Raw genomic sequence first — 17694 nt, 5'->3', positions numbered from 1 at the left:
GTCTGTATTCCGAATTGAGACGGTATTTCTGTTCCGGATTTTGGTAAATATTGGCAGATGGTTAGCTGTTGCATAAAAAAACAGGAACCCGTTTTGGATTCCTGTTTTTTTATTTCAGAGATTTTATTTTTTATTCAGAATGAGTTTCCGCACAAATACCTGATTTTCGGCCCTGACATTGACAAGGTACATTCCTGAAACCTGGTCAGACAGGTTAAAGTCGATTCGCTCGCCTGCCAGGTAGGTTTTCTGCAAAATCCGTTTTCCGCCCATATCGCTAACCATCAGTTCAATGTCACCGCTTACCGGGGAGTCAAATTCCAGGGTAACCAGTCCTTTCGACGGGTTGGGATACATATTCAGGCTCAGCCCGCCGGTTGGGATATCAATCACACTTACCGGGAAGTCGAGCGCACAAACCACAAAGGTATCGCTTGCCGACGCCATCGAAGGATCGGTGGCGGTAACAACCAGTGTCACACAGCCGGTATCAGCAATAGCAGGCATAGCCACCAGTGTATCGTTGGCAAAACTGATCCAATCGGGTAGGGCACTGCCGTCTTCCACGGATAGTTCCAGTGAAAGCATATCGTTGTCCGAATCACCAAAGGTTTCTTTCAACGAAACGCTTAAAGTTCGGTCGGCAATCACATCCTGATCGGCTACCGGAGTAAGAACCACCGGAGCCTGGTTGGTATCGTCGACGGTTACCACAAACGTTCGGGAAACAGAGCCGCCTTCGCTGTCAGTAACCGTTACGGTAATGGTGTCGCTTCCGCTGGCCAAAGCCGGGATGCCGAGAAGCAGTTGCCCGTCAGAATCGGGAGAAGTGTACATTACACTGATGTTTTCAACCACTGCCGGGTTAACGCCACTTGACATTACCGTGATGTCCTGGCCGGCACAATCGGCACCAAAAGAAATCCCCGACAAAGAAACGGTCAACTCCGGAACCTGCCCGGTGGTGTCGATATCTGCAATCGGATCAAGGGTTGGATTGGCATTTTGAGAAGTTACAATCACCGAAAAAGAAACCGTGTCTTTTTGGTTGTTGTACATCACTTCCCAGCTTTCAAGCGTTGTTCCGACCGGGAATAAACCGGCTGCTCCCAATCCTTCGAGTTGGGTCAGTGTTGCGCAGGATGCAGGTGAAAGAACTTCAGGATAGTCAATGCCTGTTTCGCATAGTCCTTCACCCAAAGTAATCTCAATATCATCAATTTGATTCTCCAGTGCCGAATGCACATACACCATCGTGTTACAGGTTGATTCGTTTCCTGCTTCATCGGTAACGCTGACGCTTACCGGAATTGTGTCGCCAATGTTGGAGCAGTCAAAGGTTGAAGGAGTGATTTCAATCTGAAGATTTTCGTACGAAGATGCATTGTCAGAACTTGAACCGGCAATCATGAAAACGTCTTCATCCGAAAGTGCATACGAATCGGACGATAGCCAGATGCTGACCGGTGTGCATGCTGCCACCGGGGCAATCTCATCTTTTACCAGCACTTTGGCCTCGCAGGAGGCTTCGTTGCCGCCGGCATCGCTTACGGTAAGTGTAACTGTGTTTTCTCCCAAATCAGCGGATGTAAACACGCTTTGTGAAAGCATCATCGAAACGATTCCGCATTCGTCAGTCGATCCGTTGTCAATCATCGATGGATCGATTTCTGCCACGCCCTGGGCGTTTAGCGAAATTTCAATGTCCTGGCAGATAGCTTCGGGCGCCATGTTGTCGTAAACGCTTACGGTTGCGGTACAGGTCGACACGTTACCGGCAAAGTCTCTTACGCTTAATACCACGTCGTTGGGGCCGATATCGGCACAGTCAAATTTGTTGATATCCAACGAGTAGGACGCAATGCCGTCGTTATCGGAGGCTTCTTTTCTGACAAAGCCCGGGTAGATTCTTGCTTCTCCGTTTACATCGAGCACAATCCCAATGTCCTGGCAAGTAACTTCAGGCGGGGTCGTGTCTGTGGCGAATCCTTGTATATCAATAATATATGGATCCTCATTCGGGTCATTATTCGGAATTGAGAGAGAGACGTTTTTGGTGCCGAATGTTGTGGGGGCAAACCGAACCGTAAATGTAGTTGAACCGGAAGATGCAATATCTGAAGCTGGCTGTGACTGTATGCTGAATTGAGATACATCGGCTCCGGTGAGACTCAACGGGGTAGAAAGTAATAAGCCGCCTTGCCCACTGTTTCTGATTTCAAATGTTGTATCAATGGTTGCGTTTACCAGGTGGTTCCCAAAGCTAAACGATTCGCCGTTGGCAATGGCCGTAGTTCCCTGGAAGAGATCTATCTCAGGCGCAAGCACTGAGATGGTAATGTCAGCAGTTCCGGTTGCTGCGTATACACTGGCATCGGTAAGAGAAATCGTAAAAGTGCGGTCGTCTATCCCCGATGGAACGGTGTAACGCAAAGCTCTAAGCAACGCCTGTACTCTTTCCCTGGTTGCGTTGGAGCTGAAGAAAAAAAGACTGAGATTTTTCCCATTTTGTCCGTTAAGAATGGCATCAACGAAAGCAATGGCAACCCCGTCAACAAAAATAACTTCAGCACCGGAAATAGCTCCGTCAGCCGTTGTGGACATATTTCCTGATGAAACCCCTGTTGTACCCGAACCTGTGAGCGAGAAGCTGCCGTTGGCAGTCCCTGAATTCTGAACAATGGATAAATTACCTCCCAAAAAGTTGCTATTATCAATATCAGTAACCGTAGCATCTCCTCCAACATCAATATTGCCTGGCGCTCCACCCACCAGTATCTGGGCATTGTCTCCATCAATGTTTGCCAGTACAGGAGCACTGGGCACAACGTTGATGGTAAAGGTGGCGGTCGTATCCTGATCTCCACCGTTGGCAGTTCCGTCGGCGTCGTTAAGTGTCAATGTAAAAATGCGTTCACCAAATCCTGAAGGAGCAGAATAGGTTAATGCCCTTAATAAGATTTGTATGTTTGCACTGGTTGAATTTGCACTGTTAAAGTTAATTTCGAGTGCATTTCCTCCCTGCCCGTCGTTGGTGGCGTGAACCGTTCCAATCGAAGTGCCATTCACTGAAATGGTTTCGCCGGCTGAAATTATTGAATCACCACCCGAAGTGGTAGTTGTACCGTCAAGCCCCCAGTTGGCGATTGTCGATCCGCTACTTTGGGTAATGGTGATGAAACCTCCGTTCATATCGTACGAATCAATATCCGAAACAGTCGCATTATCAAACAAGTCAATATTTTGAGCTTCGATAACCCGGAAGATATCCGAGGATTCTCCGTTTACACTGTCGATTACAGGCGGGTCGTTTACCGGGGTGATATCCACATTTACTGTTCCTAAAACCACATTGGTTCCACCGCCTGTTCCGGTATTACCGTTATCGTTCAGCATAATTGTAAGAACATCAGCTGCTGTTCCACTCACATTCGGATTTCCTTTATAAGTAAGGTTGGTAATTAAATCGATATAATCATTTAATACCGATATGGGGCCTGTTAGTTTTATCGTATCCATAAAATTTCCGACGTACTGGACGATACCGGTAAAGGCAGCAATTGTCAGTGTTCCGTTATCTGCCGAAATGATTAAGGTAAGGTTTGAATTTCCTGCATCCACATCATAGAGGGTTACCGATGATAAATCAATTGAGGTAGTCCGTATATCTTCAATGGCGCTAATACTGGCAGGGAATCCTGTGGCGGTTGGATCATCATTCACTGCTTGGATGTTAACAGTGTGGGTTACCACCAGGGCTGCTGTGCTTCCATCGCCCACCGTAAAACTGATTGTACGATTCGCACCGCTTGCATCAGGTGTATCTGAATTGTTGCCGTATTTTACCGCTCTTAGCGCAGTTTCCCATTCGGTTAAAGTAGCAGTTGCACCTGATGATGTTAACGAAAGGGCGCCGTTGACAGAGTTATAACTGCCCGTAATATTTCCCATTCCGCTTGTATTGGCAAATGAAAGAAAGTCATTTCCATTTTGGAAATTTGCGGAGATAAAAATTAATGCTGACGCGAGCGTCATATTGTCAACATCGGTTACAGTAATGAAACTATCAATTACTACAGCACTGCCTCCTTCTGTAAATGTAGAGATACTGGGTGAAGTTGTTACGACAGGTGCATCATTTACTGCGGTAATATCGATATTAACCGTTCCCAAATCAACGTCAGAGCCTCCACCAAGACCGGTATTTCCACTATCGTTGGCAACCAGCGAAAGGGTAGTGGCATTGTCACCATAATCATTCAGCTCTCCGGTGTATTTTATGTTTGATGCCGTATTCAAATAGGTATCAATGTTGACTGGAGTTCCGGTTAATTCGAGGACTAATGTTCCTGATCCATTCACCGTGACGCCTCCTCCTGAGCTGGCAGTCAGCGTTCCTTTTCCAACGGTTAAAGTCAACATAACCGTACTGTCTCCGGCATCATCCGTGAAGAGCGCCGCAGAAAGATCAACATTGCTTGCAACATCTTCCGTTACCGTAACGTCGGTTGGCAGGCCTGTTATTAACGGATCGGTGTTGTAATCGATCACAATATCCAAACTGTCGAAAGGCACTGTTGATAACGTTTGGTTGGTTTGAGCATACAGCCAGTTACTGAGGTCTTGAAAATTGGCATCATCCACCAATACGTTTCTTTTTGTCGGATCATATTCGGTCCGGTTGGGTGCTGTAGCCGCAAAACCATCAACTACCAGTGCCTGTATGTATATTCCGGAGGGATCCTCAGAAGTTGGAATTGTTCCACCGGATGAAGAAACCACGCCTGTATATAAAACCGAATAAATATCTTCCACTCCGTTCGTAGGATCATTGTCGTTATCCTTGTAGGCATAAAAGGTTTCTCCGTCGGTCGCCAGTGCCAGGTCTCCTGACTCCAATACTATACTTCCTGTCTCAGGAGAACCGTTGCTTCTTGTAATCGTGAAAACATCGGGGCTTGTTTCGGTAACAACCATTACCTGGCCGGCTGGTACAATGGATGCCGGTGAGGTCCAGGACAGTACTGCTTCTCCCGAAGAGAACATCAGGGTATTCTTATCGAACGAATTATCCGTAAAATAGACTTTTGTGTTGGAGGGGATATCTTGCGCTGCCACAAATGAGAAGCCATCCGGATCTACATGGTTTAAACCGGTGATGGCCACCAGGGGATCCGATGCGCTGGTATCGTCGTTTGAAATAGTACCTGTTGCATCGTTGGGAGAGCCTCCGTCGTAACCTGTTCCCGAAGTAATGGTAAGTTGAACAGACTCCTGAATTTCGACATCGGAATCGGGCACCGGAACAACCGCCAAAACAGCAGAAGATGTTCCGTCTGTAATTACGATACTACCTGAAGACGCCGTGAAAGTTGCAGCTCCGTCAACCGTGTAATCTGACGTAAAATTAGCAGTTCCTGCAACGTCAAAATTTATGGTTATGTCTCCTGAAGCGGGCGCAATCATCGTAAAAGTATAGAAAAGTGTATCTCCTGCGTCTTCCACTACATTCGAAGGTGAAACCGCGAGGGTTACAGTAGGATTGGGAGAACCGGTTGTTATGATGATATTGCTGAACGGTACAACTGACAAATCCTGGTTACTTAGTCCATGTAGCCAGTTGCTTACGTTTTGAAAGTTTGCATTGTCGACCGTTATATTTCTTTTGGACGGATCGTACTCTGTTCTGCCTGGAGCAGTTGCTGCAAATCCATCAACAACCAAAGCTCCGGTGTAAACTGATGAAGGGTCTTCTGCTGCCGGTATATTTCCACCGGAAGTGGAAGAATTACCGGTATACAGCACCGAATGAACTTCGGTAACGCCATTTAGAGGGTTGCTGTCGCCATCGGTGTAAGCATAAAAACCTTCTCCAGTAGTGGCAAAAGACATTGTTCCGCTAATGAGCGAAATACTGCCACTGTTGCCACTGTTACTGCTGGTAGTAAAAGTATTTGCCGGATTTTCTTTTACAACAATTACTTCTCCGCGAAGAACGCCACCGGCTGGTGCAGTCCAGCTTAAAACCGCCTCTGTACCGGTAAATGCCAACGTATTTGTGTTGAATGAATTTTCAGTAAAATAAATAAGTGTTCCACCTGAAATATTATCGAGAGCCACGAAGGAAAAGCCTTCCGGATCTTCCTGGTTTGTTCCGGTTATTGCCACCAAAGGAGTAACAGATTGTGTGTCGTCGTTTACAATTGTTCCACTCGCAGATGAAGGACTTCCGGCATCATACCCTGTTCCGGAGGTAAGCGTTAGGACGATAGTTTCGTCTGGCTCCAGACCGGCATCTCCAACCGGTGTTATTGTTATTGATGCAGTATTGGTTCCTGTTGAAATAGTTACGGTTCCGGCAGACGCATTAAAGGATGCAGCCCCGGATTGCGTATAATCGGTGGTTAAGGTGGCGATTCCTCCAACGCTGAAATTTGCAGTAATGTTACTGCTTGCATTCTCACTCAGAGTAAAGGTATAAGTGATTGAACTGCCACTGTTTTCAAGTACGGAAACAGGCGATGCAGAAACAGTCAAAACAGGGTTGGCTCCCGACAAATTAAAGTTTGTGAATGGAACTAATGATAGGTCCTGAGCAATTGCGTAACTCAAATAGTTGTTGGGATTTTCCAAGGCCGTTTGGCTAACCGCATTTCTCTCAGCTACGGGATCAAATTTGTATTCTACTCTTATGGGGCCGGCAAGGTCATTTGCATCATTGGGAAAACCATCCACAACAACAGCATTGGGATAATCACTAACAGGATTCTCGCCAGCAGGAATTGCTCCACCATTTTGGATGGGGGTCTCTCCCGAACCGGTGTACATTACAGAATAGATTTGGGTGATACCATTGGTCGGAATCTCGTCATTGTCTGCATAGGCATATAATCCATCTCCGTTGGAAGTTATATTGAAAGTTTGATCTGGTTCACTTGAGATGATAGCTGTTCCGGTACCACCACTACCGCTAACAGTAAAGGTGTTGGATGAAACTTCTTTTACAAAGACAACATCGCCGGTAGAAAGAGCCGATGTCACTGTAAATACAACAACTGCCTCTCCAGTTAATTGACCATTAAAGGTAAAAGCATTGGCAGCATCACTGTATTCGTTATCCGTAAAGTAAATTACTTCATTTACAGGAATGTTTTCTGTTGCTACGAACGAGAATCCGTCAGGAGTTTCGTGGTTCATACCAATCACAACAACCTTTTGAGCAAAAAGCGATTGTGCTGAAACCATTAGTATTAAAGAAAGAATGAACGTAAATGTTTTCATGCGAAATGTTTTAAGTTATGATGTAGGGATTTTGCCACCCGGAAACAGGGAGGTCTTTAAATTGTTCGTACAGTTTTTCTTCACCATTTAAGGCAAGTGTTTTTATGACTGTACGAGAGTATGGCTGCTCTGTAAAATCGTATTGCTGTACGAAATGTGCAGGCGTCTGAGATTCATGGTATGAATTATAGGTCAATTCTCCCCGGGGGCCTCTGGTTAACAGCCCGGATGAGAAGGCTCCAAGTTCTGGAGGAAGTTTTCCGCTGCTGTCGACTGAATTTAAAACGGTTAAAGCCGCTTCATATCCCAATAGATTGATTAGGTTGGGGGGGCAACTGAATTTCTTTGTGTGGGCATTTTGGAAACTTTGCATTTCCGGTTCGTCCGAATTAAAATTCCAGGTAGAGAAGGAAAGAATCCTTTTTAAGGCATAATCTTTCGAAACTTCATCGCGGAGGTCAATCAATGGAGACCAGATAAAGGGCAGGTCCTTATTTCCCAATTTTTCAGAAAGGACTTTTAACACCTTTTGTCCTTCTTTGTGGGTAAAAAGAGAGTACACAAAATCAGGTTTGTGGTACTGAAGTCCGTCAACTAAATTTTGATAAGATTCTGATTTATAATCGAAGGGAGCCACATAGGGAAAGATGATCGTTCCTCCTTTGGCGGTAAATCCCCGGACGAAGCTTTCCACAAGATGATATCCTCCGTCGTAAAAAGAAGCTGCAACTGCTGCATTTTTACCTATTTCGAGGGCCGCTGTTTCTCCTGCTCTATAGGCTGATTGCCATAGGTTCAAGGAGTGGTGTATGACAAACGGACTAACATGTTCGCGGTTTATGATATTGCCTCCAAAATCAATGTGAATGAGATTCTTTTTATAGGCAGTAAACGCCTCCACAAGTTCCCGGAGGTGGAAGATACCACAAAAGGAGATGGTCAAATCGACATTTTCCTGCAGTATCATTTTCTCTGCCGTTTTTAAAACAGAATCTCCGGTTGCATTTCCAATGCTTTCAATCAATAGTTTGGGAGCTTCAGCATTGTCACCCCGGACAGAAAGTGCCAACCTAAACCCATTGAGAAAATCAAGGGGCAGGGTCGGAAACATGTCCGACCGGGGTAACAGTATGCCTATTTTAATGCTCATCTGAAACTTAGTTTCTTGAAGGAAAAATTCCTACCAAAGCAATAGAGGTGTAAATTCCTACAAATGGATTCCGAATGTTGAATGGTTGGCTACCTCCAGCACTCAAATTGCTCACTCCTGCCAGGTTGGCGCCTGAAGTTGGGTCTTCTGCATATGCACCGGCGTGAGCGGCAAGGTAGCCGGTAGGGCTGGAGGCTTCACCTGATCCGGTATTTACAATAACCGAAGAGTTATGGTTGTGCGACGGCATATTCAAGGTTGTAAGCGTCACTTGCTCTACTCCGGATTTTTGTCCCCAGTTAACTGTACTTAATCCGGGACCGTGGCCGGGATGTACAATGGTTCTTCCCCGTAAATCAGGCAAGGCAAAAGTATTTCGTCCATCGCCTCCGAAGGTTGTCCCCAGTAAAGAGAACAAAGCGGTGTACGATGCAATCGGTAATAATTGTCCATCACAAAATGCCCAGCCACGTGGTGCAAAATTGAATCCAAAAGCTTGAATCTGACCAATAAATGGTTCCATAATTAAAAAGATTTAATGGTGAATATTAATTGTATTAGACAAACAGGTAAGGATTAAGCCAGCCTGAATGAATGTTTTCTTCATTATGATTGTTTACGAAAGTGTTTTTCGTTTCGATTTTGTCGAGTACAAAGTTCTCGGGTAGTGAGAAGATTCCTTGCGATGTCCTGCATAAATAAGCCGGGCCTTCAATCATCCCGGTTTGGGTATCCATTTTTAATTGACCGACCGGAGAATCAATGGCGAAATCACCGGAAGTGATATTTTTGCTTTTGTTGTTTTGGATTCTCTCTGCAATCAGTCCTGTTTGATAGCCCAATAAACTAAACTGATCGGGATCAACACCGTATTTATCGATGTAAGCGGATACAAAACGTAGGTTTTCCTTATTATCCAGGTTTTTAACCCACGAACTCAGGTGATAAACGTTATTGAGTGCATTTCCCGCATGGAGCAACTCTTTTTCTTCGGTAACAAACGAAGTGGTCATTACCGGGATTGATATTTTTTTGCGGGAATAAGCCTGCAGGAAAGTATTGGCTTCCTCTCCGTTCATAAGGAGAAATAAACCTTCCACTTCCTTTTCCTTCAGTTGCTTTATTGTGTGGTCGTAGAATTGCTTTTTATCCTGTTTATTGATAAAAACATTTGTAATCGTTCCGCCTGACTCTTTAACGGCGTGTTGGAATGCGTATATGGCGTCATAACCACTGTCGTACAAACCGGAAACCAGAGCCAGCTTCTTTCCAAAATTCTCCACCATAAATTTACCGGCAAGGGCCGAGTTGCGACAAAGATCCAATGTGTTAAAAACCAGGTATGGATTGTGTATCATTTCGTCGTTAGGGAAGTTTTCGCCTGCGTTGGCAATGATGGTTGGTATTTTGGCAGGAGAGGTAATTTCACTGATGCTTTGGGCCACTTCCGTATTCAAAAGCCCTACAATTAAGTCAACCTGGTTTTCATTTACTAACTTCTGGGCTTTCCTTGTTGCCTGGGAAGGGTAGCCAAATTTTACCGACTCTATGATCAGCTCAATTCGGCAACTTTCAGCAGAAACACTACTCAATGCCAGGTTTATACCGTTCATAAACGATTCGGGATATTCAGCATGTTTCAACGAAGTGGGTAATAGAATTCCAGCTTTGTAAGAATTCGTTTTTGTATTTGATGCTTTTACTGAAAAAGGAACACTTGTAGCAGCTGTACCCAGAGCCAGGCCGGCATATTTTAGAAAATTTCTTCTACTATTCATGAAGATTTGTGGTATTGAAAATTTAAAATCCATACAATTTAAGACAATAATATCTTAAATGAAAGCCTATGCATATATTGTTTAATCGATAATCTTTATGTGTTTTTAGGAAAAAAGAGTAGTGTTGTTAAAATAGACCTTGTTTCCATCAAATTCTCAGGACGTTTTAATGACATCGGATGTAGGCATTCAGAATCTATTTTTCAATGACCTTTGCGGATTTTTGTATAAATAATTTTGATTTTAGTAAAGTTTGTTGATTTAAAAGTTTTGATTTTCAGTCATTTGTTGCTTGATTGTTATTTAGAATCAATATGAGTGTTGACTGGTGTATGATATTGTCGTAAATTGCATCAACTGTTAAATCACTTGAATTCATTTTAAGAATTCATTTTAGTACAGAAGATAGACGCCAAAGCCCTTTTATCATTAGAATTTTACACGTAACCCTTGTGGGATACATAGTATTAGTGTGTTTCGGTTTTACAATTTACAAACCCTAACGTGTATAAATAATGATATACGAAACCTTGCAAATTCTAAAAGAACAGCTTGAAAAATATTTTGATGAAGTAGGCCTAAACGTATCGCTTATTCTGGATAATGTTGCCTTGTGGGAATCGGGTTCCAAAGATGCCGACAAACTGGATGGAAAAGTGATTCTGACTTTGCTAAACATAGAAGAAGAGGTGACGATGAAGAACGTGACGGCCACTCGCGTTGTGAACAATAAAACGGAATACAGAAACCCTCCGGTTAATCTGAACATCTACCTCTTGGTAAGTGCCAATTGTAACTCGTATGATTACTCATTGCGCAGTGTTTCCCGGACGCTTGAATTTTTTCAGGGGAAACGGATCTTTACTTCATCCAATACCATTTACAACCGGGCAAATGTCTCTTTTGATGTGTTGGATTATTTCAAATTCATTGTTGATCTGTACACCCCTGGATTTGAAGTGGTCAATCATATTTGGGGAACACTTGGAGGCCGGCAGTTACCGTCGGTTCTGTACAAAATCCAGATTTTGCAGATTGACCGGGAGAAAAAACTATCAACCGGAGAAGTGATCACACACATTGGTGGAACCCTCGAAAATCTACAATAAAATGACATTCTCAATAAAATATAAACCGCTTTTTGAAGTGAGAATTCTTCACCAGTATTTCCTGAATAAAGGAGCCAGTGACTTTTTCTCGATGAGCGAAGCGGATAAAGAAAAACAACTTGCCGGCTACAAAGTCTCAAAATTCTTTTTGGTCGTTCCTACAGCAAAAAGCCGCAACTTACTGGCCGGTCAGCATTTGGTTTTCTCGTTGACGAATACCGGCTTCATGATTTGGGTACAGGTAAGCGATGGCAATGATGTCGTTCCACTGATTTCGTTGGACGATGCATTGGAGCTTACCTTTTTGTTGCAACCATTAAATCACACATTCATTAACTATACCAATCTCATGTTTTCGAGCGCCGGCAAGTTGTTTTTCTTTAGCAATACAAAGCTGGATTCAGAACCTGTTTCTTTTCCTCTTATTCCACTACTGGATGATCATCTGGTAGTGTCAGAAAATTTTGTTCTTACTACCGACGGACAGAAAGATATTCAGTCGGAACTCACTCCGAGTGAACTGAAAAAGAATCTTTTCGGACTCATAAAAATACGAATGAAAGCGGATGTGGCTCCATTAAACGTCACTGTAGGTCCGAACGAAATCAAGACCTCTGTTCCCGTATTTGAAATTCTTTTCGAAAACCGGAAAACAGTATGGCGCTACATTTTTGAAACAGATCAGCAGGTAAAAAACAAAGACGATGTAAAAAAAGAAAACGGCAGTGCAAGACAGTTGATAACCAAAGATTTTCAGCCGTTGACGGAAAAAGGTTTTGTATCCATCGAACTGGACGGGGACGAACTTCCAAACCCTAATGCACAGTTGGTAAAGCCCAATTCCATCGACAACAAGATATACTCAGAAATATATATGTAACAATCAAAATTAAACAGTTATGGCAACAACGTACAAAACACCCGGCGTTTATGTGGAAGAGATATCCATATTCCCGCCATCGGTCGCTCAGGTAGAGACCGCAATCCCCGCCTTTATCGGCTACACCCAATCGGCTGTAATTGATGGCGTTGACTTTCATGCCGAAAGTATTCTCAAACCCATAAAAATTGGCTCGTTAAAAGAATACGAGTTCTTTTTTGGAGGTGCTCCCGATCCGACAACCATTAACATTGAGTTGAAAACTGATAACTCGGTGAAGTCGGTGGTTGTAAACGGTGATTTCCTTTTATACGATTCACTGCGTATGTTTTTTGCCAACGGCGGTGGCGATTGTTTTATCGTTTCGGTAGGAAGTTACGCTTCCGATCCGTTTGCCCCGGCAAACATTTCAAATACAAAAACGGCGCTGTTAAACGGACTGGCGACACTCGAAAAAGAAGACCTTCCGACACTGCTGGTGATTCCGGAAACCGTTCATCTTTCGGAGGCCGGTGCCGGTGAAGTACATGCTGCCATGTTGATGCAGTGTAATAAATTACAGGATCGTTTCTCTGTTATGGATATTGTAAACGGTGACAAGGAAGCGACTCCAACCGCTGACCCGGTGTTGAAATTCAGGAACAATGTGGGGATGAATTACCTGAAATACGGTGCAGCCTACTATCCCTGGATCAAGACTACCCTGCCCTTTAAAATTGATTACGATGCAATTGTTAACGGAACCTATAAAAAGGGAGCTGACAATAATTTCCCTGTAAAAACAGTCTTTAATAGCGGTTTGGTTGGTATAATTGATCAGTTGGATACAGATATTGCAGCAAAAGCCGCTGCCACCGCATTAACGGCAATAACTAGTCGTCCGCAACTGGTAGCACAGGCCGGAGTAATTTATGCGCGGTTTAAGGCATTTCACGACTTAACGTTTACAGATAACGATACCAATGATCCAAAATCGGCCGCCAGTCAGCATGCGAAGGCGATCGACACAGATACTCCTTTTCAGAAGTTGGTAAAACTTTTCTACGAATATGTTTATTTCAGCGATGCTGATAACGGAAGTTCACCCGCTGGAACATGGGACGATCCAATTCTGACCCTGGCAGACTTCGGTACTGACTTTCCAGCGTATATTTTCCCTGTTCCGGCTAATGACGCCAATGATATTTATACCGCAACAAGTACAGCATTAAATGCAGCGCCTTATTTCATTGCGGTATACGACAAGCTGAATGCTCTGATCAACAGTTTCTACGCAGAACTGACCGCCACACGGAAGTTCCGCACAGAAACCCTGCAGCAGATTGATCCGGTTTACTCGGGCATTATATCAGCGATTCAGCAAAAAGGTGTGGTTTTGCCACCAAGTGGAGCAGTTGTTGGAATTTATGCGGCTGTTGACGAAAACCGCGGAGTATGGAAAGCTCCGGCCAATGTCAGCATTTCGGCAGTAAAAGGTCCCGCTGTGAATATTACTTCAGAAGAGCAGGAAAGTTTAAATATTGATACGGAGGCAGGTAAATCGGTAAATGCCATTCGCGCATTTACCGGAAAAGGAACTTTGATTTGGGGAGCACGCACACTTGCCGGAAACGACAACGAATGGCGTTACATCTCCGTTCGCCGGTTTTTTAACATGGTGGAAGAATCGGTTAAAAAAGCCACCGGTGTTTTTGTGTTTGAACCCAACGACGCCAATACCTGGGTAAAGGTAAAGGCGATGATCGATAATTTCCTGAACAAACAGTGGAAGGCTGGTGCACTCGCAGGACCAACACCTGATAAAGCATATTTCGTAAAAGTTGGTTTGGGTGAAACCATGACGGCTCAGGACATTCTGGACGGTTACATGATCGTTGAAATTGGAATGGCTGCCGTTAGACCGGCAGAATTCATCGTTTTGAAATTCTCTCACAAAATGCAGGAAGCTTAATAATCGAATAATCTTTAAATGTTATAGTTATGGCAACATCATATCCAATTCCAAAGTTTCATTTTAAAGTTAGCTTTGGTGATACAGAATTTAATTGCACAGAGGTTTCCGGCCTCGATTTCGAAGCCGAGGTGATCGAATACCGTTCGGGCGCCGATGCTGAATACCACAAAACCAAACAGCCCGGTCTTTCAAAATACAGCAACATTACTTTAAAGCGGGGCACTTTTGTGGATAAAGGGCGCGAGTTCTACGAGAAGTGGATCAAAACCGTCTATTTCCAGGAAAAGGGCGAGCAGTTCAGGGGAGATCTGGTGATCAGCCTTTTGAACGAAAGCCACGAGCCTGTAGTAAGTTGGAAAGCGATCAACGCCTACATCACAAAAATTCAATCCACCGACTTAAAAGCAGATGGAAACGAAATTGCGATTGAAACAGCAGAGTTTGTGCATGAAAAACTGACCATGATCGAATGACAGGCTATTATCCACCCATAGGATTTCATTTCAGCGTTGAGTTTCCGGAGATTTCTTCCAATGGCAAAGATCAGCAGTTTCAGTCGGTTACCGGCTTGTCGGTTGATATTGATACGGAAGAAGTTGCGGAGGGCGGCGAAAACCGGTTTAAACACAAAATCCCGGTTCGTACCAAATATCCAAACCTGGTATTAAAGCGAGGTTTGCTGGTCGATTCGGAAGTGATAAAGTGGTGCCGCGACGCTGTGGAGAACTTTCAGTTTAAACCCACCGGGATCATTGTAAAACTGTTAAACGAGAAACACGAACCACTGGTTAGCTGGAGTATCGTTCATGCGTATCCCGTGAAATGGAGTCTTGTTGATCTGAATGCCGAAGAAAGCAAACTGGCAATTGAAACGCTGGAATTAACCTACAACTACTTTAAAGTGATTTAATCATGCCGATCGAGATAAAAGAACTACACATTCGAATCAATGTGTCGAACGATGCCGGCCAACCTGCAACTTCCGCAGCGCCTGTCCATTCAAAAGAGGAAATTATTGAAGCCTGTGTGGAACAGATAATGGAAATTCTGGATAGAAAGGAGGAGCGGTAAGATGTCAGGAGAACTGGTAAAACTTCAGATAAAAGCATACAGCGATGAGCAGTTTAATAACGAGGTAGCCAATGGCGAATTTCGTACCCTGTTGAATCCTGAGAAGTACGTCTTCAAATATAAGGTGGAACAGAACAGTCAGCAGGCCTCAGGGACGAGTTCGTCGGCGCCGCGTTATAACCGCACACCGCCCGAAGACCTGGATCTGGAGTTTATTTTTGATCGAACAGGTGTTCTTTTAAACTACGGGGATCCATCCACTGCTTCCGACGATCATTTATCGGTTGACGAGGGAGTGGGGATTGCCGACGATGTGGATCAGTTCAAACGAGTGGTTTTCGACTACAATGGCGACGAACACCGTCCGAACTACCTGATCATCACTTGGGGGGCACTTTTGTTTAAAGGTGTGCTCACCGAAATGGACATCACTTTTAAGTTGTTTAAATCCGACGGAACGCCGCTGCGTGCCACAGCCACAGCCAAGTTCAAAGGTTTTATCGAGGACAATCTCAGGGTGGCTCTGGAGAACAATAATTCTCCCGACTTAACTCACGTGAGAGTTGTAACGGAAGGTGATACACTGCCCTTGATGACATTCCGGATTTACGGTGATTCAAAATATTACCTGGAGGTGGCAAAAGTGAACAAGATCACCAATTTCAGAAAACTGAAAGTTGGTCAGCAAATTTTCTTTCCACCCATAGAAAAAGTATCGTAATATGCCCGAACAAAGAGTCATACCAACACAACGGTCTGCCGACCTGGTTACCTGGAAAGTACTGATTGAAGGCGAGGAATTGTCTTCAACCTACCAGGTACTGAGCATTGCCGTTGAAAAGGAGATCAACCGGATTCCGTGGGCAAAGATTGTTTTGCTGGACGGCGACCCGTCGGCTCAGGATTTTGCTTTAAGCAATGAATCATTCTTTGTTCCGGGGAAGGAGATCGAAATAAAAGTTGGTTATCATTCCGATGAGGAAACCGTTTTTAAGGGCATGGTTATTCGTCATAATTTATCGATCCGATCCGACAAGGCACAACTGGTGATCGAGTGCAGGGATAAAGCGGTGAAAATGACGATCGGCCGAAAAAGCAAATATTTCTACGAAAGTAAAGACAGCGATATTCTGGAAGAAATCATTAGTGCCCATAATCTGGAAACGGATGTGGAAGCAACGTCGGTAGATTATCCTGAAATGGTGCAATACCGTGTCAGTGACTGGGATTTTATGATCGCACGCGCGCAGGCCAACAGCAAGGTTTGTGTTGTGGACGATGGAAAGGTCTCGGTGGTGACACCTGATTACAGTCAAGAAGAAAAACTAACGCTGGTTTACGGTGCTACCATCCTTCATTTTGACGCGGAAATTGATGCCCGGAACCAGTTTGGAAACATTACCTCCTTTGGTTGGGACGTGGCAAATCAGGATGTTTGGGAGCGGGAAGCAGCAGCATTGAATGTTCCTTTGAACGGTAATATTTCGGCGGATGAACTGGCTTCAGTGATCGATCTGGAGAAACTGGAGTTAAAAGATGGCAGCGGGCTTAGCGATGCCGGGTTACAGGCCTGGGCTGATGCCCGGAACCTCTTTAACCAGCTTTCAAAATGCCGGGGAACCGTCCGTTTTCAGGGAGTTGCTGATGTGAAACCGAATACAACCATTGCTCTGGCCGGAGTTGGCGATCGCTTTAACGGGAAAACCTATGTGTCAGCTGTTCGCCATCACATGACGGAAGGAAACTGGACTGTTGATGCTCAGTTTGGCATCGATTCAAAATGGTTTACCGATAAATCGGATATCAACGAGCTTCCGGCGTCGGGCTTGCTCGGAGCTGTGCACGGACTACACATCGGAAAAGTAACACAGTTACAGGACGATCCGGAAGGAGAGTACCGGGTGTTGGTGCGGATGCCGCTGATCAATAACGACGAACAAGGCGTCTGGGCTCGGGTGGCAACACTTGATGCCGGTAATAACCGCGGCTCGTTTTTCCGGCCAGAAATTGACGATGAGGTAATCATCGGCTTTCTGAATGGAAGTCCGAACGACCCTGTAATTCTTGGGATGCTAAACAGCAGTGCCAATCCTGCTCCGCTGGAGCCGGAAGATGCCAACAACGAAAAAGGCTTTGTGACACGCAGTGAAATCCGCTTCATTTTTAACGACGACGATGTGAGTGTGACCATGGAAACACCCAACGGTAATAAAATGGTGATCAGCGATGCGGATGGCGGAATAAAACTGGAGGATGAAAACGGCAACCTGATCCAGATGGATGCGAACGGAATTAAGATCGAAAGTGCGAAGGATTTGAATTGTAAATCTTCAGCAAATACGGTAATTGAAAGCGATGTAAATCTCGAACTATCGGCGGGTGCACAATTTAAAGCCGAAGGTGGAGCGGGCAGCAGCCTGGAATCATCGGCTATTACAGAGATAAAAGGATCAATGGTGAAAATTAACTGA

At 44.5% G+C, this 17694-nt stretch carries 12 protein-coding genes; 8 read left to right on the top strand and 4 right to left on the bottom strand.

Features of this window, described 5'->3' with window-relative positions:
• Positions 1-123 precede the first annotated feature (123 nt).
• The 4 genes from INQ51_RS07950 to INQ51_RS07935 are packed head-to-tail and all read right to left on the bottom strand — an operon-like array spanning position 124 to position 10209.
• A complete protein-coding gene (locus INQ51_RS07950) occupies positions 124-7281 on the bottom strand; it encodes a choice-of-anchor D domain-containing protein (RefSeq protein WP_233377441.1) in 7158 nt (2385 codons plus the stop codon).
• Between the two features lie 10 nt (positions 7282-7291).
• Positions 7292-8431, bottom strand: coding sequence for an ABC transporter substrate-binding protein (locus INQ51_RS07945; protein WP_233377440.1), 1140 nt, complete (start codon positions 8429-8431; stop codon positions 7292-7294).
• A 7-nt stretch (positions 8432-8438) separates the two neighbouring features.
• Positions 8439-8954 (bottom strand): phage tail protein, encoded by a 516-nt coding sequence (locus INQ51_RS07940; protein WP_233377439.1) that lies wholly within the window; start codon positions 8952-8954, stop codon positions 8439-8441.
• A 34-nt stretch (positions 8955-8988) separates the two neighbouring features.
• Positions 8989-10209, bottom strand: coding sequence for an ABC transporter substrate-binding protein (locus tag INQ51_RS07935; protein ID WP_233377438.1), 1221 nt, complete (start codon positions 10207-10209; stop codon positions 8989-8991).
• Between the two features lie 515 nt (positions 10210-10724).
• Between INQ51_RS07935 and INQ51_RS07930 the strand changes: the two genes are divergently transcribed.
• Genes INQ51_RS07930 through vgrG form a run of 8 tightly spaced genes read left to right on the top strand, consistent with a single transcriptional unit; the run spans position 10725 to position 17694 of the window.
• A complete protein-coding gene (locus INQ51_RS07930) occupies positions 10725-11318 on the top strand; it encodes a DUF4255 domain-containing protein (RefSeq protein ID WP_233377437.1) in 594 nt (197 codons plus the stop codon).
• A gap of 1 nt (position 11319) precedes the next feature.
• Positions 11320-12198 (top strand): hypothetical protein, encoded by an 879-nt coding sequence (locus INQ51_RS07925; RefSeq protein WP_233377436.1) that lies wholly within the window; start codon positions 11320-11322, stop codon positions 12196-12198.
• Positions 12199-12217: 19 nt separating this feature from the next.
• Positions 12218-14149 carry a phage tail sheath family protein gene (locus INQ51_RS07920; protein ID WP_233377435.1) on the top strand — a complete coding sequence of 644 codons (1932 nt, stop codon included), beginning with the start codon at positions 12218-12220 and terminating at the stop codon, positions 14147-14149.
• Positions 14150-14178: 29 nt separating this feature from the next.
• Positions 14179-14625: a phage tail protein gene (locus INQ51_RS07915; RefSeq protein ID WP_119439243.1), complete on the top strand. Its 447-nt coding sequence runs from the start codon at positions 14179-14181 to the stop codon at positions 14623-14625.
• Positions 14622-15062, top strand: a complete 441-nt coding sequence (locus INQ51_RS07910; RefSeq protein WP_233377434.1) for a phage tail protein — start codon at positions 14622-14624, stop codon at positions 15060-15062. The genes INQ51_RS07915 and INQ51_RS07910 overlap by 4 nt, the downstream gene beginning before the upstream one ends.
• Positions 15063-15064: 2 nt before the next feature.
• Entirely contained in the window at positions 15065-15223 is a 159-nt protein-coding gene (locus INQ51_RS07905; RefSeq protein WP_233377433.1) for a DUF5908 family protein, read from the top strand.
• 1 nt (position 15224) lies between these two features.
• Entirely contained in the window at positions 15225-15944 is a 720-nt protein-coding gene (locus INQ51_RS07900) for a hypothetical protein (RefSeq protein ID WP_233377432.1), read from the top strand.
• Between the two features lies 1 nt (position 15945).
• Positions 15946-17694: a type VI secretion system tip protein VgrG gene (gene vgrG, locus INQ51_RS07895; RefSeq protein ID WP_233377431.1), complete on the top strand. Its 1749-nt coding sequence runs from the start codon at positions 15946-15948 to the stop codon at positions 17692-17694.

This window comes from Maribellus sp. CM-23 (assembly GCF_021354595.1).
Lineage (GTDB): Bacteria > Bacteroidota > Bacteroidia > Bacteroidales > Prolixibacteraceae > Draconibacterium.
Note: the sequence above shows the minus strand (reverse complement) of the source record. Positions and strands in the feature narration are given on the sequence as shown.